This window comes from Lysinibacillus sp. ZYM-1 (assembly GCF_001308875.1).
Lineage (GTDB): Bacteria > Bacillota > Bacilli > Bacillales_A > Planococcaceae > Lysinibacillus.
On the sequence record NZ_KQ465116.1, the window covers coordinates 56,501 to 78,080 of the forward strand.

The 21,580-nt window shown below is 38.0% G+C and carries 21 protein-coding genes; 6 read left to right on the plus strand and 15 right to left on the minus strand.

What is annotated here, in order from left to right:
- Positions 1-12: 12 nt before the first annotated feature.
- The 4 genes from AO843_RS10710 to AO843_RS10725 all read right to left on the minus strand — a co-directional run bounded on the left by AO843_RS10710 (position 13) and on the right by AO843_RS10725 (position 3,230).
- On the minus strand, positions 13-438 hold the full coding sequence (locus tag AO843_RS10710) for a hypothetical protein (RefSeq protein ID WP_054611117.1): 426 nt from the start codon (positions 436-438) through the stop codon (positions 13-15).
- A gap of 11 nt (positions 439-449) precedes the next feature.
- On the minus strand, positions 450-1,433 hold the full coding sequence (locus tag AO843_RS10715) for a sensor histidine kinase (RefSeq protein WP_054611118.1): 984 nt from the start codon (positions 1,431-1,433) through the stop codon (positions 450-452).
- A complete protein-coding gene (locus tag AO843_RS10720; protein ID WP_054611119.1) occupies positions 1,433-2,137 on the minus strand; it encodes a response regulator transcription factor in 705 nt (234 codons plus the stop codon). The genes AO843_RS10715 and AO843_RS10720 overlap by 1 nt, the downstream gene beginning before the upstream one ends.
- A gap of 100 nt (positions 2,138-2,237) precedes the next feature.
- Positions 2,238-3,230 (minus strand): lipoate--protein ligase, encoded by a 993-nt coding sequence (locus tag AO843_RS10725; protein ID WP_054611120.1) that lies wholly within the window; start codon positions 3,228-3,230, stop codon positions 2,238-2,240.
- A 144-nt stretch (positions 3,231-3,374) separates the two neighbouring features.
- On the opposite strand from AO843_RS10725, the gene yhfH reads away from it, so the two are divergent.
- Positions 3,375-3,500 carry a protein YhfH gene (gene yhfH, locus AO843_RS23995; RefSeq protein WP_082389440.1) on the plus strand — a complete coding sequence of 42 codons (126 nt, stop codon included), beginning with the start codon at positions 3,375-3,377 and terminating at the stop codon, positions 3,498-3,500.
- 217 nt (positions 3,501-3,717) lie between these two features.
- Here yhfH and AO843_RS10730 read toward each other — a convergent pair whose 3' ends face one another.
- From AO843_RS10730 to AO843_RS10755, 6 genes are all read right to left on the minus strand, one after another.
- Positions 3,718-5,907, minus strand: a complete 2,190-nt coding sequence (locus tag AO843_RS10730) for a YhgE/Pip domain-containing protein (protein ID WP_054611121.1) — start codon at positions 5,905-5,907, stop codon at positions 3,718-3,720.
- A gap of 131 nt (positions 5,908-6,038) precedes the next feature.
- Positions 6,039-6,611, minus strand: a complete 573-nt coding sequence (locus AO843_RS10735; protein WP_054611122.1) for a TetR/AcrR family transcriptional regulator — start codon at positions 6,609-6,611, stop codon at positions 6,039-6,041.
- 121 nt (positions 6,612-6,732) lie between these two features.
- Positions 6,733-7,263, minus strand: coding sequence for a FixH family protein (locus AO843_RS10740; protein ID WP_054611123.1), 531 nt, complete (start codon positions 7,261-7,263; stop codon positions 6,733-6,735).
- Positions 7,264-7,266: 3 nt separating this feature from the next.
- The gene (locus tag AO843_RS10745) at positions 7,267-8,655 is read right to left on the minus strand and encodes a sensor histidine kinase (RefSeq protein ID WP_054611124.1); all 1,389 of its coding nucleotides are present in this window, start codon (positions 8,653-8,655) and stop codon (positions 7,267-7,269) included.
- Positions 8,652-9,335: a response regulator transcription factor gene (locus AO843_RS10750; protein WP_054611125.1), complete on the minus strand. Its 684-nt coding sequence runs from the start codon at positions 9,333-9,335 to the stop codon at positions 8,652-8,654. The genes AO843_RS10745 and AO843_RS10750 overlap by 4 nt, the downstream gene beginning before the upstream one ends.
- Positions 9,335-10,327: a YncE family protein gene (locus AO843_RS10755; RefSeq protein ID WP_197278908.1), complete on the minus strand. Its 993-nt coding sequence runs from the start codon at positions 10,325-10,327 to the stop codon at positions 9,335-9,337. The genes AO843_RS10750 and AO843_RS10755 overlap by 1 nt, the downstream gene beginning before the upstream one ends.
- A 154-nt stretch (positions 10,328-10,481) precedes the next feature.
- Here AO843_RS10755 and AO843_RS10760 point away from each other — a divergent pair, with 154 nt between their 5' ends.
- Both AO843_RS10760 and AO843_RS10765 read left to right on the plus strand, forming a co-directional pair.
- Positions 10,482-11,567, plus strand: coding sequence for a glycosyltransferase (locus AO843_RS10760; protein ID WP_082389441.1), 1,086 nt, complete (start codon positions 10,482-10,484; stop codon positions 11,565-11,567).
- A 175-nt stretch (positions 11,568-11,742) separates the two neighbouring features.
- Positions 11,743-13,719: an exosporium glycoprotein BclB-related protein gene (locus tag AO843_RS10765; protein ID WP_082389442.1), complete on the plus strand. Its 1,977-nt coding sequence runs from the start codon at positions 11,743-11,745 to the stop codon at positions 13,717-13,719.
- Between the two features lie 127 nt (positions 13,720-13,846).
- Here the strand turns inward: AO843_RS10765 and hemY are convergent, their stop codons facing one another.
- The 3 genes from hemY to hemE form a co-directional block, all read right to left on the minus strand.
- Entirely contained in the window at positions 13,847-15,265 is a 1,419-nt protein-coding gene (hemY, locus tag AO843_RS10770) for a protoporphyrinogen oxidase (RefSeq protein ID WP_054611126.1), read from the minus strand.
- A gap of 14 nt (positions 15,266-15,279) precedes the next feature.
- Positions 15,280-16,200, minus strand: coding sequence for a ferrochelatase (hemH, locus tag AO843_RS10775; protein WP_054611127.1), 921 nt, complete (start codon positions 16,198-16,200; stop codon positions 15,280-15,282).
- A 149-nt stretch (positions 16,201-16,349) separates the two neighbouring features.
- On the minus strand, positions 16,350-17,399 hold the full coding sequence (hemE, locus tag AO843_RS10780; protein WP_054611128.1) for a uroporphyrinogen decarboxylase: 1,050 nt from the start codon (positions 17,397-17,399) through the stop codon (positions 16,350-16,352).
- Positions 17,400-17,821: 422 nt separating this feature from the next.
- Here hemE and AO843_RS10785 point away from each other — a divergent pair, with 422 nt between their 5' ends.
- The gene (locus tag AO843_RS10785; protein WP_054611129.1) at positions 17,822-18,337 is read left to right on the plus strand and encodes an antibiotic biosynthesis monooxygenase family protein; all 516 of its coding nucleotides are present in this window, start codon (positions 17,822-17,824) and stop codon (positions 18,335-18,337) included.
- Positions 18,338-18,392: 55 nt separating this feature from the next.
- Here the strand turns inward: AO843_RS10785 and AO843_RS10790 are convergent, their stop codons facing one another.
- Both AO843_RS10790 and AO843_RS10795 read right to left on the minus strand, forming a co-directional pair.
- Positions 18,393-19,574 carry an ABC transporter permease gene (locus AO843_RS10790; RefSeq protein ID WP_054611130.1) on the minus strand — a complete coding sequence of 394 codons (1,182 nt, stop codon included), beginning with the start codon at positions 19,572-19,574 and terminating at the stop codon, positions 18,393-18,395.
- Positions 19,558-20,307, minus strand: a complete 750-nt coding sequence (locus AO843_RS10795) for an ABC transporter ATP-binding protein (RefSeq protein ID WP_054611131.1) — start codon at positions 20,305-20,307, stop codon at positions 19,558-19,560. The genes AO843_RS10790 and AO843_RS10795 overlap by 17 nt, the downstream gene beginning before the upstream one ends.
- Positions 20,308-20,411: 104 nt before the next feature.
- Between AO843_RS10795 and AO843_RS10800 the strand changes: the two genes are divergently transcribed.
- Both AO843_RS10800 and AO843_RS10805 read left to right on the plus strand, forming a co-directional pair.
- Entirely contained in the window at positions 20,412-20,825 is a 414-nt protein-coding gene (locus tag AO843_RS10800) for an HIT family protein (protein WP_054611132.1), read from the plus strand.
- Between the two features lie 151 nt (positions 20,826-20,976).
- Positions 20,977-21,513, plus strand: a complete 537-nt coding sequence (locus tag AO843_RS10805; protein WP_054611133.1) for a tryptophan transporter — start codon at positions 20,977-20,979, stop codon at positions 21,511-21,513.
- Positions 21,514-21,580: the final 67 nt, after the last annotated feature.

Genomic DNA, 21,580 nt, shown 5'->3' on the forward strand with positions numbered 1-21,580 from the left:
ACTTCATTCACCTTATTTCTTCATTAATTCTAAGGATTGTGGTAAAAGCCACTGTAATACAACCTCAAAGCCGATTTGAAAATGGGGCTCAGTAAATTCTAAAATGGACTCTTCCTCTACCAAACTAAAACAATGCTCACCTATAATGACATCCCAAGCATCCATTTCCCCCTCTATAATTTCACCACATACAGTGTAATGACCACTATACATAATCTGTTGACCTTCGACGGGAAATGCATTCAATAATGTTGGTTGTTGTAAGTTTAACCCAAGGATATTTGAAAAATGTAATAGTTCTTCATCTAGTACTTCATTTGCCATGACGAAATTTTGATAGGATAAACGATCGCCCTCTTGCATATGTGTCATATAAAGAGACCTTGTTTGCTCCTTATCAATATTTAATAGCCAACCATCAATGCTTACTTCTGTCATCCTAGCTCCCCCTAATTTGTAAATGTCACTGTAACGATTGTCCCTTTTCCTACCTCTGATGTAATAACCAATTCATGTCCAAGCTTTTCACAAATTTCCTTGGCTAAATAAAGGCCCATCCCAGTAGATTCCCCTGTTTTCCGCCCATTTTCACCAGTAAAAAAGGCTTTCGTAACACGTGAAAGATCGGAAGCTGGAATACCAATTCCCTCATCGCAAATGGCTAGTTGTACATAGTCATCTTTTTCAATGGCAGAAATGACTATTTTTTTATTGGCTTCAAATGTGTATTTCACCGCATTGGTTACAAACTGACCGAGAATGAAGCGAAGCCATTTCGAATCACTAGCAACAATAAGATCATCCTCTATATGAATTTCAGGGAAAACTCTTTTCGTAATAAATAAACGTTTATTTTCATTAACAGTTGCAGTCACGATAGCCTTTAACGCTACCTGTTCTACTTGCATATCATCTTCAAAGTTTTCTAATCGCGCATTCACAAGCACCATGTCTAAGCCTCTACGTAAACGATCAATTTCCTCCTGCACATTCTTCTTATCAAGAGGCCGATCGTCTTGCAAAAGTAACTCAATCACAGAAATAGGTGTTTTCATCTGATGCACCCACTGATTCATAAATTGATCATGACGTTTTTGACTTGCGTATAATGAATGCAGCTCATGTTGATAAAATCGATATAACTCATGCATATATTTCTCGGTTTGCATTGCCTCTGGCGTTTTGGCGTTTTTTTGTAACACATCCTCCATAGCTGTAGGAAGCTGGGATATCTTCATCAAATAACGTTGTCGCATTAAATAACGGGCCAGTAAAAATGAACATAGTAGCACAAGACTGATACAGAAGGAATATATAGCTGTATCAATATTTCTGAAACCATCTAGTCCATATAAAACCATGATGAAGCCAACTAATAAGAGCTGGAATACAATAAATGATGCGTAATCGCGTAAAAATAATTTCCAGCCCACTATAGCTCACCCGCACTCAATATGAATCGATAGCCTGCACCACGCACAGTTTCAATGGTTGACGAAATATGATAATCCGCTAGCTTTTTACGGACGCGAGTCATATTAACATTCAACGTATTTTCATCGACAAATGCCTGATCATCCCAAAGTTCCTCTAAAAGTTGCTCACGTGCTACTACTTTCGGAGCATTCCCCATAAGTAGTTCTAAAATAATACACTCTTTTTTCTGAAGAGGAATTTCTAAATCATTTTTATGCAGCTCCATTCTCTCTAAATGAAGAATAAGCTGCCCTTGCTTAATTGTCCGCTCTTCTTGCCTTGTAGCATACTCACCATATGTACGACGCAAATGACTACGAATTTTAGCCAAGACAATTTCATAATTAAAGGGCTTTGTAATAAAATCATCGCCCCCATTTTCAAGTGCAAAAATTTGGTCCATTTCACCTGAACGAGCAGAAATAAAAACAATTGGACACGTTGTATGCTGACGTAACTGACGACACCAATAGTAGCCGTCATAAGAAGGTAAATTTATATCGAGCAGCACCATATGTGGATTAAATGCTGTAAATTCTTCTATAAGATGATCAAACTCTTGAATGGTTTCAACTTCGTATTGATATTTTCTAAGCGTTTCCGCTAGTAATGATGCAATCTTGACATCATCTTCAACTATGAATATTCGATGCTTTTCCATATCAACACTCCTTTCTATCTATATTGTATCAAAAAAAGGTTCGACGACATAATTGTCAGCGAACCTTTAGGCTAAATCATTACACGAAATCGTATTTTTCTTAATAAATTAATTGTAAAAAGTCTTCAGTTGAAATTCCACCAAAATAAGTTGGAATAGCAATGTCTTCTAATGCTTTAGCAATGGCCGTTCGATCATGGTTTGTCCCAACTAAGCGTTGTTCTATATCAGCCATATCACCTACACCAAAGAAATCTCCAAAAATATGTGCCTCTTCAATGACACCATGATTTACTTCAAGGCGAATATCGATGCCTCCTGTTGGGAAACGGTGCGTCTTTTGAATATTGAAACGTGGTGATTTACCATAGTTCCATTCCCATGTTTGATAACGTTCTGCTGAAAGCTTATGAATATTTACCCAATCTTCATCCGTAAGCTCATAATAACGAATGTTTGCTTCTCCACCAAAAATGGATTTTAAAATTTCAAGTCGGAACTCTTCTATCGTCATCTTCTCTGTTAAAAACTCTGAAATGTTTGCTACTCGAGAACGAATGGATTTAATTCCTTTCGATTCAATTTTATCCTTTTTGACTTTCAAGGCTGATACAACCGCATCTATTTCTGTATCAAACATCAACGTACCATGACTGAACATACGACCACGTGTTGAAAATTGAGCATTTCCAGAGACTTTACGCCCTTCTGCAAGAATATCATTACGCCCTGAAAGCTCTGCATTAACACCCATTTTTGCTAGGGCGTCTACTACTGGCTGAGTGAACTTTTTATAATTCATAAAGCTATCGCCATCATCATTTGTAATAAAACTGAAATTTAGATTTCCTAAATCATGGTACACTGCCCCACCACCAGATAGACGGCGGACAACAATAATGCCATTGTCCTCTACATAATCAGTATTGATTTCTTCAATAGTATTTTGATTTTTACCAATGATAATGGATGGCTGGTTTATATAAAAAAGTAGCACTGGCTCCTTCTCAACATCCATTGTTTTAAGCAAATACTCCTCAATAGCAAGATTAATACGTGGATCATGGATCCCTTTATTATCAACGAAAATCATAGTTTGCGTTTCCTCCTTCATAAAATATCCATATTTATTTTAACGTAAATTAGGCATTTTGTGTTGACGAAAAGCATCTGTTATAATACACTAGTAAATATCAGAACAGTAATAGTACAGATGAACTTAAAGGAGGAGTCCACAATGTTAGAAAACGTAGTTGAATTTTTCAAGAATTTACCCGCTAAGCAATGTACAGAGTGCGGTGAAAAAATTGATGAACAAAGCGAATGTTACAGCAACACTTGTGAAAAATGTAACCACCTATAAGCATTTGCCTATTCTGTAATTGTCATATACGTGCCCCACACGTACTAATAATGACATCCTTCATCATTTTTTTGATGAACCTTTAATTAAATCTCTTACACTTACAAAAACAACAGCTGATACGCTCATATCAGCTGTTGTTTTTTGACTTAGGAAGCACTACTTTTATAGACAAAATAAAGCACCCACCTTATTTGGTGAGTGCTTCAAAGACATTTTAGTTTTCTTCAGCTATTTTAGAGTAACGTTTATTATGCAGTAACATGAAATAACCAAATGTGATGGCTAAGAATGCTACTAAGAAGCCAGCTAAAACTCCATAGTTTTGCATTAAGAATGACGTATCGCCAGTGGAAATGCTTGATTTAAACGCTTGAACCGTATATGTCATCGGTAGTAGCTTATTAAATACTTGTAATGGTGATGGAATTAATTCAAGTGGGAATGTACCTGCACTTGTTGTTAGTTGTAGGATTAGTACAACGATCGCAATGAAACGTCCTGGATCACCAAAGATGGAAACAAGCATTTGGATTAAAGCTAAGAATACATAGCTTGTTAATAGTGCTGTTAGGATGAAGTAGCCCATGTTATTCACTTCAAGTCCTAGACCCCATTTAACAATGACCACTGTTAGTAACGTTTGTACTAAACCTACGACTGCTAATACAGTCACTTTACTTGTGAACCAAGATGCTCCATTTTTTGGGCGAATAGCTGGTTCAACAAGTGGGAATACAATTGAAATTAATAATGCACCTACGAATAAGCCAAGAGAAATAAAGTACGGTGCAAAACCTGTACCATAGTTAGGAACATGATTTACAGACTCTTTTTCAACTTCAACTGGACTACCTACCATATCGTAAGTATCTTGATTTGCTTTTACTTCATTTGCTTTTTCACTTGCCTCACCTAATTTGCTAGATAATGTAGATGTACCGTCAGCAAGCTCAGTAGAACCATCTGCAAGTGTTGCTGAACCTTGTGCTAGTTCACCAGATTTTGAAGCAAGTGTAGATGTACCTTGATTTAATGTTGTTGTACCATTTGCTAATTCATTTAAACCAGATGCCAATGTTTTAGAACCTGTTACAGCTGTATTCACACCCGCATTCAGTTCACCTAATTTTGCAGCTAATGTTGCATTACCTGCTTGTAGACCTTTGGCACCTTCTACTAAAGCATTACTTTTTGCTGTTAATGCATTTGCACCCGCTAGTACTTCAGCTTGCCCTGCTGCAATTTGACTTGCACCTGAACTTACTTGGTTAGCACCAGCTTGTAATTTTTCTGTACCCGCTGATAACGATGTTAAACCATTATGCACACTGGCACTACCTGCTTGTAATTCTGCTAATGTTTGTTTTAATACTGCTGCTTGTTCTTCAGGCATTGAAGCCATCATGCTTTGTAATTGGCTGGATAGGGCAGTAATACCTGCCTCAACTTTTGCTGAACCATCTGTTAGTTGGCCAGCTGCACCATTTAATGCACCAGCATTTTCAGCAATAGACGCTGCACCTGCACTAATTTGTTGTTGTTTGTCATTTAAAGTAGTTAAACCTGCACCTACTTTTGCAACACCTTGTGTATATTGTGATACACCTTGTTCAAGACTAGTTGCACCATTTGCAGCCTGCTGTGCACCTTGTTGTAATTGTACAGTACCATTTTGAAGTTTTACTAAACCACTAGATAAATCATTCGCACCTTTTGCAGCATCCCCAGCACCTTTTGTTAATTTATCAGTACCATTTGATAGTTCAACTGTACTTGATGCTAGTTGCTCAAGATAACCTTTTAAATCTTTTGCACCATTCGCTACTTTTTGTGCACCTTCGTCTAGCTTATTAGAGCCATCTGATGCCTCTGTAAAGCCATCTCCAAGTGTTGCAATAGAGTCAAATAATTTTTCAGCGTAAGTTGCTGAAACCTGTGAATTTACTTCTGCACGCACGCGATCCATTGCAGTCTCACCAATTTGTGCACCAAGGAAGTTAAGTCCCTCGTTCGGAATGTAGTTCATTACTAATTTTGATGGTTTGTCATCTAACAATGTTGTAGCATGATCAGAGAAATTTGTTGGAATCTCTAGAATCATATAATAATCCCTACTATTTAAACCTTTTTCAGCGTCAGCTTTTGAAACTTCTATAAAGTTAAATTGTTCACTATCTATCAACTTATCGACCAAGGTGTCTCCTAAGTCTAATTTAACACCATCCATTTCAGCACCAGTATCTTCATTTACTACAGCTACTGGTAAATTAGGAAGTCCTGCATAAGGATCCCAAAACGCCCATAGAAACATACCTGCATACATTACTGGGATAAATAATACAGCGATGATTGATACAAGCATTTTTCTTGTTTTAAAGATCTTCAGCCACTCAGCTTTAATCATAAATTATCTTCACTCCTATACTATTTGACCGAAAACGTCATTTGGTCATTTTTATTCAAAAAAAATATAAACCCCTACTACTTTGCAAAAAGAACACTTGATTCGACACTTCATTCTCTATTTAAATCGAATCAAGTTAGAATTAAACCTCGAAAGATTGTTTCCTTGAAAAGATTAAGAATCTTCTCTTCTGGAATAGCATCGCCGTGTAGTTCATGCCAATCAACAACAAATGCAAGATAGGCCTTTAATAATAAATAACTAACAAGCTCTGCATCACAATCTCTAATTTCACCTTTATTAATACGTCGCTGTATTAACTCTGCAACATACGATAAAATTTCTGTCTCGATGCGTAATAGCACCTGTTTAACAGCTGGTGTACGTAGTTCTTTTTCTTCCTCTATTAACTTCGCAAATAAAAGATGTTTTTCACGGAACTGTAGCATCCTCATTAAAGCATTATGTGCATTATCCATAAAGCTTGCTGATGCATCCAACACTGCATCTGCTTCCGCCTTCATCTCTCGTACAAGTGACATAGCGATTTCTTGAAATAAAATCTCTTTATTTGCAAAGAATGTATAAATCGTACCTTTACCTACATTGGCTATCTTTGCCACTTGCTCCATCGTTGTAGCCTTGTAGCCAAACAATGTAAAAGATTTTGCAGCTGCTTCAAGAATTTCCTGCCTACGATCCATTAGTAACACCCTTTCTTGTTAGGTTATGTACATCTAAAGTACATTTTCATAAAAATGACCAGAAAACCATTTCGGTCATCTGGTCATTATCATATTCCTATTTTTAAAAAAATGCAAGTCTTTAATGATGATTTTTTTCATCTTTTTTTTCGTCGTTCTGATCCGTATCGTTAGATGTGTCATTACTATGATTCATCATGTTATTATCCATACTGTTATTACCTTTCTCATCCTCAGACAAAACTTGTGTCATATCGGGACTTCCCGCAATAATCTGTTGCTTAGGCATATTATGAACACCATTAGCTGTAGTATGAGCATACATATAATACACCCCGTCATGATCAAATGTAGTTGTCGCTTTATATACGCCATCTTTCTCTATTTTCCCATCAATCATTTGACCTTCATCACGTTTCCCTGATTCCCATACTTCAAACTCTACAACTGCGTCATCGACGTTTTTGCCACCCTGCTCAACATGTGCTGCCAGCTCAATTGTTTCATTAAGTGCTACCTCTTTGGGTGTTAGGATTTCAACTTCTGGTATTTGAGGAACTTCTGGTTCTGGTAAAGCCGCTTGTTCCTTTTTTTCTCCACAGCCTACCAACAAGGCAGGAACTGCAATTAGTGCAAATAACCACTTTTTCATTTTTTAATCCTCCATTAATGGCAATATAATCTTAACGATTGTGCCTTTTTCAATAATACTTTCAATTTCCAGTCTTCCCTGTAACTGTTTCAATAGTTGTTCTACAATTGATAACCCTAGTCCACTACCGCCGTCTGCTCGACTCCGCGCTTTATTAACACGATAGAATCGCTCTGTTACGTGTGAAATATCCTCTTGAGGGATACCAATTCCATAATCCTTGATGGTAATTTGCGCACTACCATTCTTTTCAATAGCAACCATTTCCACTTTCGAATTTTCATACGAGTAATTAATAGCATTCTCAATAATATTTATAAAAACTTGTTTGAGCTTTACTTCATCTGCCTGAATAATTAAAGCATCATCCACATCTAAATGTAATGTTATGTTCTTTTTATCTGCTTGATGTGTTAAGATTTTTTGAACCTCACGTAAAGTTTCTCCCAGAGGTATTGGATATACTACAATCTCTGTTTGTTCATTTTCGGTTCTGGCAAGTTGAAGTAATTCGTTCGTTAACCGTTCCATCCGATTAGCCTCACGAACAATAAGCTGAATCGTTTCCTCTTTTTGGTTTTCTGTGATGATGCCATTTTGCATCGCTTCACTATAGCCTTTTACATAGCTAATTGGTGTCCGCAATTCATGAGAAACAGTTGCTAAAAATGTTTTTTGTGCTTCATCCTCTTGCTGGATTGCCTCTGCCATTTTATTAAAAGTACTAGATAGTTTACCGATTTCATCTCGTGAATTTACAGGTACACGTGTCTCATAATTCCCGTAGGACATCTGTTCCACCGCACGTTGCAGATCGTTTAATGGTCGCATAATATGCCGAATACCTTTATAAATTAAATAGCTTACAACCACTAAAAATATGAAGGCACTAATAAATAACAAAATCACCCCACTATTTGCTAATTCACTAATCTTGGCTAGAGGAAAGTAAATATAAATAATGCCTTCTAATCTATTTTGATCGACAAGGGGGATGACTACAGAAATTAACTGTCGATCAAAACGAGGTTCATAACCAATTTTTTGCACATAGTTCCCAGCAAGTAATTTCTGTCTTTCCTCAGGTCCAATTAATGTTTCATAATCTATATCAAATGGAACACAGGCACTTAGCTCACGTGGATTCCTTACCGCAAATATATTTAAATTTGAATAGTCGTTAAAACGTTCAATATCTGCAATAAATTCATCCGTTACCTTTCCATTGTTATATTTTGTCTGGAGCTTTAAGCCAACCTCGACCATTGTATCTTCCGTATCTTGTACATATAAACGTTGATATAAAAAATTCGTGAGGACGTACATAAAAACAACGGTAATAATTAAAAATGCGAAAATTAACAACCAAATACGTGTGGCTATTTTTTTCATTCGCCAGGATCAAAGCGGTAGCCCACTCCCCAGACCGTTTGAATATGTGCAGCCGCTTCCTTTCCAAGCTTAATGCGTAAGGTTTTTATATGAGTGTCGACAGTTCGAGTACCACCTACATAATCAATATCCCAAATGCGTTCTAATAATTGCTCTCGTGTATAGGCATTTCCTGGATTTTTCATAAATAAATGCAGTAGTTCAAATTCTTTTAAAGTAAGGGGGATACTTTTACCATCGACCGATACTTTACGTGCTATTTCATCTATTTTAATGGGTCCAAATACTACATACTTTTGCTGTAATTCTGCAATATTCGCGCCACTTCTTCTTAATACTGCGTAAATTCTAGCTACTAGCTCATCATGAGTAAAGGGTTTAACAATATAGTCATCACCACCGAGTGTAAGACCCTTCACTTTGTCATCATTGGCGTCACGTGCTGTAAGGAATATAATCGGAACATTGGACATAGCACGTATACTTTGACAAACTACAAAGCCATCTTCGTGCGGCATCATTACATCCAGTAATACTAAATCAATTTTCTCACGTACAATTACATCATAAGCCTCTGTCCCGCTTGCAGCAGTAAATGTTTCAATATCAGAGTTATTGAGCATCATTTCTATTAAATTCCGCATATCCTGCTCATCATCAACTATTAATACAGTTGTCATTATTTTTCCTCCCTTACTAACAGTTGAAAAGCACCTTTCCCTACATCAACTGTTTTTTCTTTCTGGCCGTCTTTTATAAAGTACAATTTGTGATCGTCATAGCCAGCGACAACAATATAGTCTTTAAATTGATTGACCACGAAAGGATTTGCTCCTACTTCCTGCTGCCATTTTATGTGGCCATCAAAGTCAGCAACATATAACTCATTATGTCCATGACTTACAACAAGTACAGCATCCCTTGTCTTTTTTAACCCCACTGGCATCAATGGCATGTCAATCTCTCCATGTAATTGACCAGTGTTCAAATCATATTTTTTAACTGAACTATTTGGCTTACTTCCCTCTCCATGACCACCTATCCAGAGCTCGTGTGTCTCTTCTACAATGGCTATTCCATGTGAAGATTTTTGGATCGGCCATTCCTGCTCAATATGTAAATTCTTCATATTTAAAACAGATAATTTTGTATCTTTGAAATTTACCACATACAGCTTATCCTTATAAGACGCCATTGACATAGGATAATTCCCAAGTTGTTGTGTGACCAGCTCGTTTCCTTCTTGATCAAAGCTTGTCACTGTATTAGTTTTACTATTCGTTATAAAAAATTGCTTGATATTGTCATCATAGTACACATTCGTTATACCGACCTCTACTTTTTTGGAATAGAGCTTTTCTCCAGTTGATATTGTATAGACGTCCATCGTATTTAATTGGTGCCCGTATAAGAGGACTTGATCATCCCCTATTAATGTCGCCCCTGAGTAAGCTTTATCAAATAACCACTTTGCTAACACTTTGCCATTCTCATCAATAAAATCCAATGATGGTTCTTGAATATTTAAAGAAGCTATAAAATTTCGATCACGTTCAATTGACTCATACGTTTTTTCCGTACAACCTGCTAACCAGACTATTTGTAGTAAAGAAAAAATGAAGAATGCCCATTTTTTCAACGTTATCACCTCTGCCCCTCTACTATACTTCACAATTGTGAAATCCGGGTGAAACTTGAGAGGTAAATTTATGACAAACCATAAAAATACATTTCACATTTTAAACTAAATATTTCAGTTGTATTCATCCAGCCAATACTCCTATAGATACATATACTACAAGGATAATGGTAAGGAGGAATATAAAGTGGTTTCCATAAGCTTATGTATGATAGTGAAAAATGAAGAAGCTGTCATCGGAAGATGTCTTGAATCTGTTAAAGATTTAGTAGATGAAATCAATATTGTAGATACCGGCTCCTCAGATAGCACAAAACAAATTGTTGCTCAATATACTGATAGAATTTTTGATTTTGAATGGATTCATCATTTCGCAGCTGCCAGGAACTTTTCCTTTCAGCAAGCAACAAAGGAATATATTCTTTGGTTAGATGCAGACGACGTATTTTTAGAAGAAGATCAAGAAAAATTTAGGGCGTTAAAGAATTCCCTTCTCCCCAGCTTTGATGCCGTTTCAATGAATTACAATCTTAGTTTTGATAGTGAAGGAAATGTAGATGCTTTAATAAGAAGAAATCGCCTTGTAAGAAAAGATAAAAACTTCCAATGGATCGGTGCTGTCCATGAATATTTAGAAGTAGGTGGCAAACTGATGGATAGCGATATAGCCGTCAGTCATTTACCTTTATCGCATGATCATTCACGTAATATTACGATTTATAAGCAACTAATTGAATCTGGAGAAACACTATCACCACGAGATACATTTTATTTTGCCAATGAATTACTAGATCATGGTCAATTTGAGGAAGCCATTTACTATTACGAATTGTTTTTAACATCAAAACAAGGCTGGGTGGAAGATAATATTCGTGCTTGCTTTAAATTAGCAGATTGCTATTCAAATTTAAGTGAAAAGGAAAACAACTTTATTGCTGTATTAAAAAGCTTTGAATACGACGTCCCCCGCCCTGAAGCATGCTGTCGCCTAGGTTATCATTTCATGGAGCAATATAAGAATTATGAAGCTATTTTTTGGTACGAACAAGCACTTATCATTAAACAAAATCCAAACGCTCCTTTTCAAAATAAAAGCTTCTCAACTTGGCTTCCTCACTTGCAGCTTTGTGTTCTATTTGACCGTCTACAACAACACCAACTGGCAAACGCACATAATGAATTAGCTAGCTCTTTTATCCCTAACGATGCAAAAATTTTACACAATAAAAAGTATTTCGAGCGTATTTTAAATAATGAACAGGTTGACTCGTGAAAAATCCTAATTACAAACCAATAAATAATACATTTACATTTTAGTAGAATACATGCTGCTAAAAATAAACTTCGAGATGCTAAAAATAACTCTCTCTTACAAGTAAATAAGTAGTTATGTGTCTATCTCCTCTATTATTTCTCAGAATACGATATTTGAGAGAGGAGGTGAGATTATGCATTTTGGAAAATTTTTAGATCGAGTTTGCAGTAAGTGCAATTCTTTTCCTTGTTGTTGTAAAACTGGACCTAGTCCAAGTTGTCCGATTTGGCCTGTAAAACCTACCGGACCTACTGGAGGCATTACTGGACCAACAGGAAGTACGGGAGCTACAGGGGTTACTGGGGCTACTGGCATTACAGGAGCTACCGGTGTTACTGGGGCTACCGGCGTTACTGGCGCTACTGGGGCTACTGGCGCTACTGGCGCTACTGGTGTTACTGGTGCTACTGGTGTTACTGGTGTTACTGGGGCTACTGGGCCTACTGGGCCTACTGGGCCTACTGGCTCTACTGGCGTTACTGGGGCTACTGGTGTTACTGGTTCTACTGGCGGTACTGGTGTTACTGGTTCTACTGGGCCTACTGGGCCTACTGGCTCTACTGGCGTTACTGGGGCTACTGGTGTTACTGGCGGTACTGGTGTTACTGGTGCTACTGGGGCTACTGGGCATACTGGCTCTACTGGCGTTACTGGTGTTACTGGTTCTACTGGCGCTACTGGGGCTACTGGGCCTACTGGCGTTACTGGCGTTACTGGGGCTACTGGCGCTACTGGCGCTACTGGGGCTACTGGCGTTACTGGTGTTACTGGTGTTACTGGTGTTACTGGTGTTACTGGTGTTACTGGTGTTACTGGTGTTACTGGTGTTACTGGTGTTACTGGTGTTACTGGTGTTACTGGTGTTACTGGTGTTACTGGTGTTACTGGTGTTACTGGTGTTACTGGTGTTACTGGTGTTACTGGTGTTACTGGGGCTACTGGTGTTACTGGTTCTACTGGCGTTACTGGGGCTACTGGTGTTACTGGTCCTACTGGCGTTACAGGAGTTACGGGAGCTACTGGCGCTACAGGAGTTACTGGGGCTACTGGCTCTACTGGTGTTACTGGTTCTACTGGCGCTACTGGCGCTACTGGCGCTACTGGCGCTACTGGCGCTACTGGCGCTACTGGCGCTACTGGCGCTACTGGCGCTACTGGCGCTACTGGGGTTACTGGGGTTACTGGGGATACCGGTGTTACTGGGGCTACTGGGGTTACTGGCGCTACTGGAACTGCTGGGGTTACTGGGGTTACTGGCGCTACCGGCTTTACTGGAACTGCTGGGGTTACTGGCGCTACTGGGGATACTGGTCCTACCGGGGCTACTGGGGTTACTGGCGCTACTGGAACTGCTGGGGTTACTGGGGAAACTGGCTCTACTGGCTCTACTGGCTCTACTGGTGTTACTGGTGTTACTGGAACTGCTGGGGTTACTGGCGCTACTGGGGATACTGGTCCTACCGGGGCTACCGGCTCTACTGGAACTGCTGGGGATACTGGTCCTACCGGGGCTACTGGTGTTACTGGCGCTACTGGTCCTACTGGGGATACTGGCGTTACAGGACCTACCGGAGCGACTGGAACTATCGGGCCTACTGGAACAAGTGCCATTATTCCATTTGCATCAGGAAACCCTGCGAGCCTAACAACTACTGCTCTTGGCGTGGGTACTACAACTTTAATTGGTTTTGGTAATTCCATTGCAGGAATAAGTATTATAGGGGGAAATATTGATCTAACAGGAGCTGGAGGTACACTTAACTTTGCATTCTCAGTTCCTAAAAACATTACAATTACATCTATTGCAGCATTCTTCAGTACAACAGCAGGTTTATCACTTCTAGGCAGTACTGTTACTATTAACGCACAATTATACAGTTCAACAAGTAACACTTTTAGTCCGATTCCTAGTGCTTCAGTAAACCTTTCTCCTTCTTTAACAGGTAACATTACACTTGGAACGATTTCTCAAGGAATCGCCTTAGGATTGAATATACCTGTCACAGCAGGTACAAGATTATTAATGGTCTTTTCCGCGAGCGCTGCCGGTATAACTTTAGTCAATACTATCGCTGGTTACGCAAGCGCTGGTATAGCAATTAGTTTGTAGTAAAACACATTGCTGCTTCAAAGGTATAAAGCTTTGAAGCAGTTTCTTTGACTTCCATACAACGAATTACAAATAAAAATAGTACAAACATTAATGGTTAATGTTTGTACTATTACGCTTCTATTATTTAAAAAATATCCCTTAACACTTCTTTTGCAACATGTTTACCTTGCTGCACACATTCTGGTATGGATATTCCCTCAAATGAGCTACCTGCTAATTTTACAGTTGGAAAATGTTCTTGTAATTCTTGTTTTATGCGCTGGACTTTCGCCTCATGCCCAACAGTGTATTGTGGCATCGCATTCTTCCAACGTGTAACCACTGTTGTTATTGGTTCCCCATCTATACCTATTGTTTTATTTAAATCCTGTAACACCGTTTTTTCAATCTCAGTATCTGATAATGCTACAATCGCTTCGTCGCCCACTCGACCAATGTAACTACGTAATAGCACATAATCATCAGATGAGGTACCTGGCCACTTTCGATTCATCCAAGTACAGGAAGTTATTGAAAAATCACTATTTCGAGAGACATAAAAAGAAAGTGCGTCTAAATCACCAAGTTGTTCTTTTTTAAAGGCCATTGTAACGGTTGCGATAGTTGCAGCCTTCATTGTCCCTAGTTCATTCAACAGATCATGCTTACTAAACATCTTCTCTGCCATATTAAAAGGTGTAGCAATAATAACCGCATCCGCTTTAATATGAGAGAAATTGTTTAACATTACATGTACGGACCCATCTTTGCCGTGCTCGATTTCCTCCACTTTGACACCTTTCATAACTGTCCCAGGAAGTAGAGATTCCTCTATACTTTCTATAAGTGTTTCAAGCCCATTGCTAAAGGTTTGAAAAATCCCTTTATTTTCATCAATAAAATCATTACTTAAGAAATTTGTTCCGGCCTTTTTCATACCTAAAAGTAAGCTACGATATTTTTGCTCTAGATTATAAAGCTGCGGGAAAGTTGAGCTCATACTCAATTGCTCAATATCTCCTGCAAATGTGCCCGCAAGCAACGGTTCAACTAGATTTTCGACAATCTCAGCGCCAAATCTTCTTCTAAAAAATGCCCCTAACGGTTGATCATCATCTCGTGCCGAACGGGGGATAAAAAAATCTCCCGCCGCACGAACTTTACCGCTTAGTGAAAACAAGCCTGATGTAATGAATGACGAGATATGTGGCGTTTCTCCTGATAACAGATGACTAGGAATTGGGTATAACTGACTACCGACAGCAACATAAGTTGGTCCGGCATTACTTGTCATGATCTTCTGTTCGATACCGAGATCCTTTGCTAAAGCATTTACGTAATTTTCACGATCAAAAAAAGATTCTGGCCCACGCTCAATAATAAAACCATCTTTTCTTAGTGTTTGAATTTTTCCGCCAAGACGTAATGACGACTCGACAAGTACGATATCTAATGGCAATTCATTTTTGCTTGCTTGTTTTTGCATATAGAATGCAGCTGTAAGGCCAGTAATGCCTCCGCCTATGACAACTACCTTTCGTCTTTTCTGAGTCACCAACATCATCACTTTCTTTTCGCTTAGCTTAATTTTTTATGAATCGCATCTACCATCGCATCAATAAACAATGGGTGTATATTTGGCATCGCTGGACGATAGTATTTTGCGCCTAGTTCATCACAAACAACTTTACATTCAAAATCATTATCATATAACACTTCTAAATGTTCTGTTACAAAACCTACTGGCGTATAAACAAATGAACGGAAGCCTTTTTCTTCATAAAGTTCACGTGTTAAGTCTTGAACATCTGGACCAATCCAAGGCTCTGGTGTCTGACCAGCAGATTGCCATCCAACCTCAACATTTTTCAAACCAGTTGCTTCTTGAATAAGTCGAGCTGTTTCAATTAATTGATCCTCATAAGGATCGCCTAAATCTTTAATCTTTTCAGGAAGTGAATGGGCTGACACAATTAAACATGCTGTTCCACGTTCTTCTTCAGACATTTTTTCAAATGTATCATTTACTTGTTGTTTCCAATACTCTATAAATTTTGGTTCATCATACCAAGATTCTACAGAAGTAATCGTTAAGCGACCTCCTGCTGCCTCTACAGCACGACCGTTATAAGATTTAATAGAGAATGTTGAGAAATGAGGGGCTAAAACAATTGATACCGCTTCTTTGATTCCCTCTGCCACCATCTGCTCTACTGCATCTTCGATAAATGGATGAATGTGCTTTAAACCAATAAACAATCTATATTCTACAGCATCCTGTACTTCATTCAAACGTGCACATAAAGCTTCAGCTTGTGCCTGTGTTGCCGCTGCTAAAGGAGATAAACCTCCGATTGCTTCATAGCGACTACGTAAATCTTCTAAATGCTCTTCCGAAGGTTTGCGACCATGACGAATATGTGTATAGTAAGGTTCAATATCTTCTTCTTTATAGGGTGTTCCGTATGCCATTACCAATAAGCCTTTAACTTCTTTCATTACCCTTTTCACCTCTAAAATTGTTTTATGTTTTTATACATTATGTGATAAAAAGAAGCTGCCCAATCTATCATGTTGGACAGCCCCCTTTCTATGATGAAAATTCCACACATAGAAAAGGATACATTTCACATTTGAATTCGCTTATTTTAAGAACGAGCTTGAATTTGTTGTGCACTATATTCATGAATAAGTGTAGTTAAACGTTTTAAGACATCTGGATCAACCTCTGGGAAAACACCGTGACCAAGGTTAAATATATGACCTGGCATTTCTAAACCTTGATCGATGATATCTTTTGTGCGTTTTTCAATGACTGACCAATCTGCCAATAATAGCGATGGGTCTAGGTTACCTTGGACAGGTTTTGTAATGCCATTTGCACGTGCTTCTTTTATAGGTAAACGCCAGTCTAAGCCTACAACATCAATCGGTAAATCATTCCATTCCTTCGCTAAATGGCTCGCACCGACACCAAATTGAATTAATGGTACATTTTCTTTTTGTAATTCTGCAAAAATTCGCGTCATAATTGGTTTAATAAATACACGGTAATCTTCAACATTTAAGGCACCAACCCAAGAATCGAATACTTGGATTGCTTTTGCACCAGCTTTAATTTGAGCAGTGACATCTGCAATAATCATGTCAGCTAATTTATCCATTAACGCAAACCAAGCTTGTGGTTCCGATACCATAAATGATTTTGTTTTATTATAGTTTTTGGAAGGACCACCTTCAATCATGTAGCTTGCAAGCGTAAACGGTGCTCCAGCAAAACCTATTAGAGGAACATTTAATTGCTCTTCTGTTAGCATCTTAATTGTCTCTAATACAAATGGGGTATGCTCTTTTGCATTGAATTCACCTAATTTATCAACATCTGCAACTGAACGAATAGGATTAGATATAACTGGGCCAATGCCGGCTTTAATTTTTACATCTACCCCAATCCCAGGAAGAGGTGTGACAATATCTTTGTATAATATTGCTGCATCAACATTGTAATTTTCTACAGGTAGACGAGTGACATACGCACATAGCTCAGGTTGATGTGTAATTTCCTCTAATGAATATTTTTCTTTAATGGCACGGTATTCTGGTTGAGAACGTCCTGCCTGACGCATATACCATACTGGCGTGTGTGCTGTCCTTTCTCCACGTGCAGCACGCAGAAGTGTATCGTTAAAAGTTGTCATGAATAATTCCTTCCCCTCGATAAATTCATTACTATCCCTTTACGCTTTGGCGTAATTGTATCTAGATTTTTTTCGAGTTTGCCTCAAGAAGCTTCTCTTCAAAATCTTTACATTCACCATAGGCTTTATCTTGATTCAGTGAGTTTACCTCCCCTTATAGAAGAAAGAGAAATCTGTACCTTACTTTTTGCTTTCGGTACAAAAACACTTGCTGCATCAAGAAAAAAATGTATTATTTATTCCTTTATTATTGATATCCGTTTTCAATAGTAAACGCTTCCTCTGCTATTGTATAGTTTTCCTAGTGAAATGTCATAAAATTGTTCATTCTAGACAGATTCTTTTTGGACAAAGCGTTAGACTTATGCTGAAAAGGGTATAATCACGCTATAATTAATAAGATTCATAAGGAGGATAAATTGATGTATATTTATTTAACTTCTGGTACTGGTGACTTTTTAGAACAGCTGAAAAATAAGTATCCAAATGAACATATGGTCTTAATTCACGGAGAAGGAAACTCCGTATTAATTCATGAAACAGAAGGAAAATCTGTTTTTGCCACACCTCGCAAATTTGAAGTATTAGATTCGGTAAACGAGTTAGAAGAACGCGGATTCTTTGTTTTTAATAATATTCCCGTAACAGATGAAGGACGTCCCGTTTTCGAACATCGCTTTTTACAACGTTCACATGCCATTGAGGATGAGCCAGGTTTTGTGTCCTTCCGATTACTACGTCCTATCAAAAATGATACTTATATTGTCATGACACAATGGCATGGCCCGCATTCATTTGAAGCATGGAAAAGCTCTAAAGCTTTTGAAAATGCGCATGCTCAAAGAGATGATTCAACAGGTGTAAATCAGCAGAACATCTTCTCAGCAGCTTCCTATGTAACAACTTATAATGCTATACCGAAAGAAGATACAGAATAGGTATATGACAAAAAAGCTCATCTTCTCAACAATTATTGGGAAGATGAGCTTTTCATTATTTAGCAACTCTCGCAGTCAATTCACTGATTACTAAAACAATGGCAACTGCAATATAAAACATTGGCTGTGTAATCGCACATAAACCAACGATAATCGCTTGTGTAACCATAGCTATTCGTACAATCTGCTTCACAGCTATTTGACGAGCATTATCTGGCACCGGAAACAGCATGTCCATGCGGAATTCTCCACTTGTTAGTAGTGCTTGTTTTAATTGAATAGTTGTCGCAAAGCTTAGAGCACCAGCAACAATCCATGTGACTATAGGAATGTCTACGAAGGCTGCAATCACTGCTGAAATCGCCGTAAGACGGACCCATAAATAGAAATGATCATCTGTACGAACAAAGGTGCGATACACCAAATACTTTTGAGCGTTATTTTTTCCATATGGTACGAATTTATAAAGCCAGTCCATCCAACTTCGACGTCGAATGCTTCCATGTAGATGAGGTACATCTGTAAAATAATTAGCGAAACGGTAAAAACTCATCATACGATTTTGTTCAAGCTTTACAAAATGTTCATATGGTACTGGTTCCCCTACAGATTTTTTTCTAAAGACAATCATATAAATGACGCTAATTACTATAGCGACAACAGCTAGCATGAACTGAGCTTGAAGGCCCATATAAACAGCTGCAGCAAATATGATTGCTCGAACAAGCCTGTCCACCCAAACCATTTGACCACGTTCACTATATCGATAGCTGAATTCTCCTTGAACACTTATATATTTCAGCACAATCACAAGAATGAATATCGACCAAATTTCAATCGTTGTTAAATCAGTCACTGCTTTTAATAATGGGATACTAACAATGAAGGCAATCGCTACAATCCACACTTGGGACCAAAACGTCCAAGCTAAAGCCTTCCCAAAATACAGCGACATCTTTGACTCTAGGGGCAATAGGTACACTTGGTCTGGCTCTCTCAATAGCGTAGTAGGACGACTAAAAGCCAATAAAACGCCTACAAAAACAGCAATAATTATTTCTGCTGGGAAATCTGCCTGTACAACTTTCAACCATTCACTATATTGGTAGCCTCCTGCTCCAATTAGAAATACAAGTACAATCGCAATATGCCCTGTAAAAATAAATTGCATATACTTTTGTACTTCTCCTATATAATGCATGAAGCGAGAGGACCATACATCACGCAAGTTCTTCATGGTCCCGCTCCTTTGTCATAGCAATATAAAGATCATCCAATGTTGCATTTGGCATCGCAAATGTTTGTCGCAAGTCTGCCATCGTTCCTTGTGCTCGAACTCTTCCTTCGTGCAATAAAATAATTCGATCACAATGCTTTTCGGCAGTTGATAAGATATGTGTAGACATTAATATAGAAGCACCTTCTTTTTTCTTCTCATCCATCTGATCTAATAATGATTGAATTCCAAGTGGATCTAATCCCACAAAAGGCTCATCAATAATATAAAGACTAGGATTAACTAGAAAGGCGCACATAATCATAACTTTTTGACGCATTCCCTTTGAAAAATGTGAAGGAAACCAGTTTAATCTTTTCTCCATTCGAAACTCTTTTAATAGTACAGCTGAACGAGCATCTAAGGTTGCCTTATCAATACCATAAGCCATCGCTGTTAATTCTAAGTGTTCACTTAATGTTAGCTCATCATATAGCACAGGGGTTTCTGGAATATAAGAAAAGGCTGTACGGTACTTGTCCGTATCTTCCTTTAATGTTACCCCATTTAGACGGATGTCCCCTTCTTTTGGCAACATTGTTCCTATTATATGTTTAATCGTTGTACTTTTCCCGGCCCCATTTAAACCGATTAAGCCAACAAGCTCTCCTTTTTCAATAGAAAAAGATAAATCTTTAATAACAGGTTTTCTTGTATATCCACCTGTCACATGCTGTACCTCTAATACTGACATATCCTCACTCCTCTTCTTGTTTTATATTTTATCAAAAATTAGCAAATGATACAGGTTTGAGTATGATAGAATGAATTTACATATACGTTAAGGGGGAAAATCTCATGAGCGATTGCCTATTTTGTAAAATTATCGATGGATCCATTCCAAGTACAAAAGTTTATGAAGACGATCATGTCTATGCATTTACAGACATTTCACCAGTTGCAAAAGGTCACACTTTACTAATTCCAAAACATCACTGCCAAGACCTATACGAAATGCCTGAGGATGTTGCACGTAATTTGTATGCTGCTGCACCGAAAATTGCGAATGCCATTAAGGCTGCGTTCCAGCCGATAGGTTTGAATACGATTAATAATAATGGTACGGCAGCTGGACAAACTGTGTTCCACTATCATCTACATTTTATTCCGCGTTATGATGAAAAAGAAGGTTTAGGTTTAATTTGGCAAACGCAAAAATATTCACCAGAACAATTGGCTGAAGTAGCGGAAAGTATTAAAGCCAACTTATAAAAAACATTTGTCATATATTAACATATTAATAACCCGAATACTGTATTGCAAATATAAAAATTTTAGCGTACAATCACAAATAAGTTTCGCTAACGGTCAAGAGGACACGTTGGGAAACTAATAGATTAGCTTAGTTGAGGAGAGATAAAAAATGAATACAAAGAATTTAGTATTAATGGCCCTTTTAGTTGGTATCGGTGCGGCCCTTTATGTGGTTACACCAGGAATGATTAACGGCATGAAACCAGATTTCATGTTGACGATGATGTTCATTGGCATTTTATTGTTTCCTACAGTGAAAGAAACGTTTTTACTTTCATTAGCAACAGGGGTACTTTCAGGTTTGTTCACAACATTTCCTGCTGGTCTTGTTCCAAACATTATCGATAAAGCTGTGACAGGCTTTGTATTTTTAGCTGCTGTATTCATTCTAAAAAAGATAGCAAATAATTTCGCTGTCTCTGCAGTCTTAGTTGGTTTGGGTACCATTCTATCAGGTACGGTATTTTTAGCAGTAGCACTTTTTGTATTCAATGCAAATGTAGGTGCAACGTTTGCGATGCTATTTATAGGGGTTGTCCTTCCAGCAGTCGCATTTAACGTCGTTGCTTTTGCCATCATTTATCCTATCGTTGCAAAATTAGTGAAGCGCTCTAAATTCGTGACAGCCATTTCTCAAATTTCATAAATACTAACTTTAAATATAAAAGAAGCTGAACTGTGATAGTCAATCACTCGTTTAGTTTCTTTTTTCT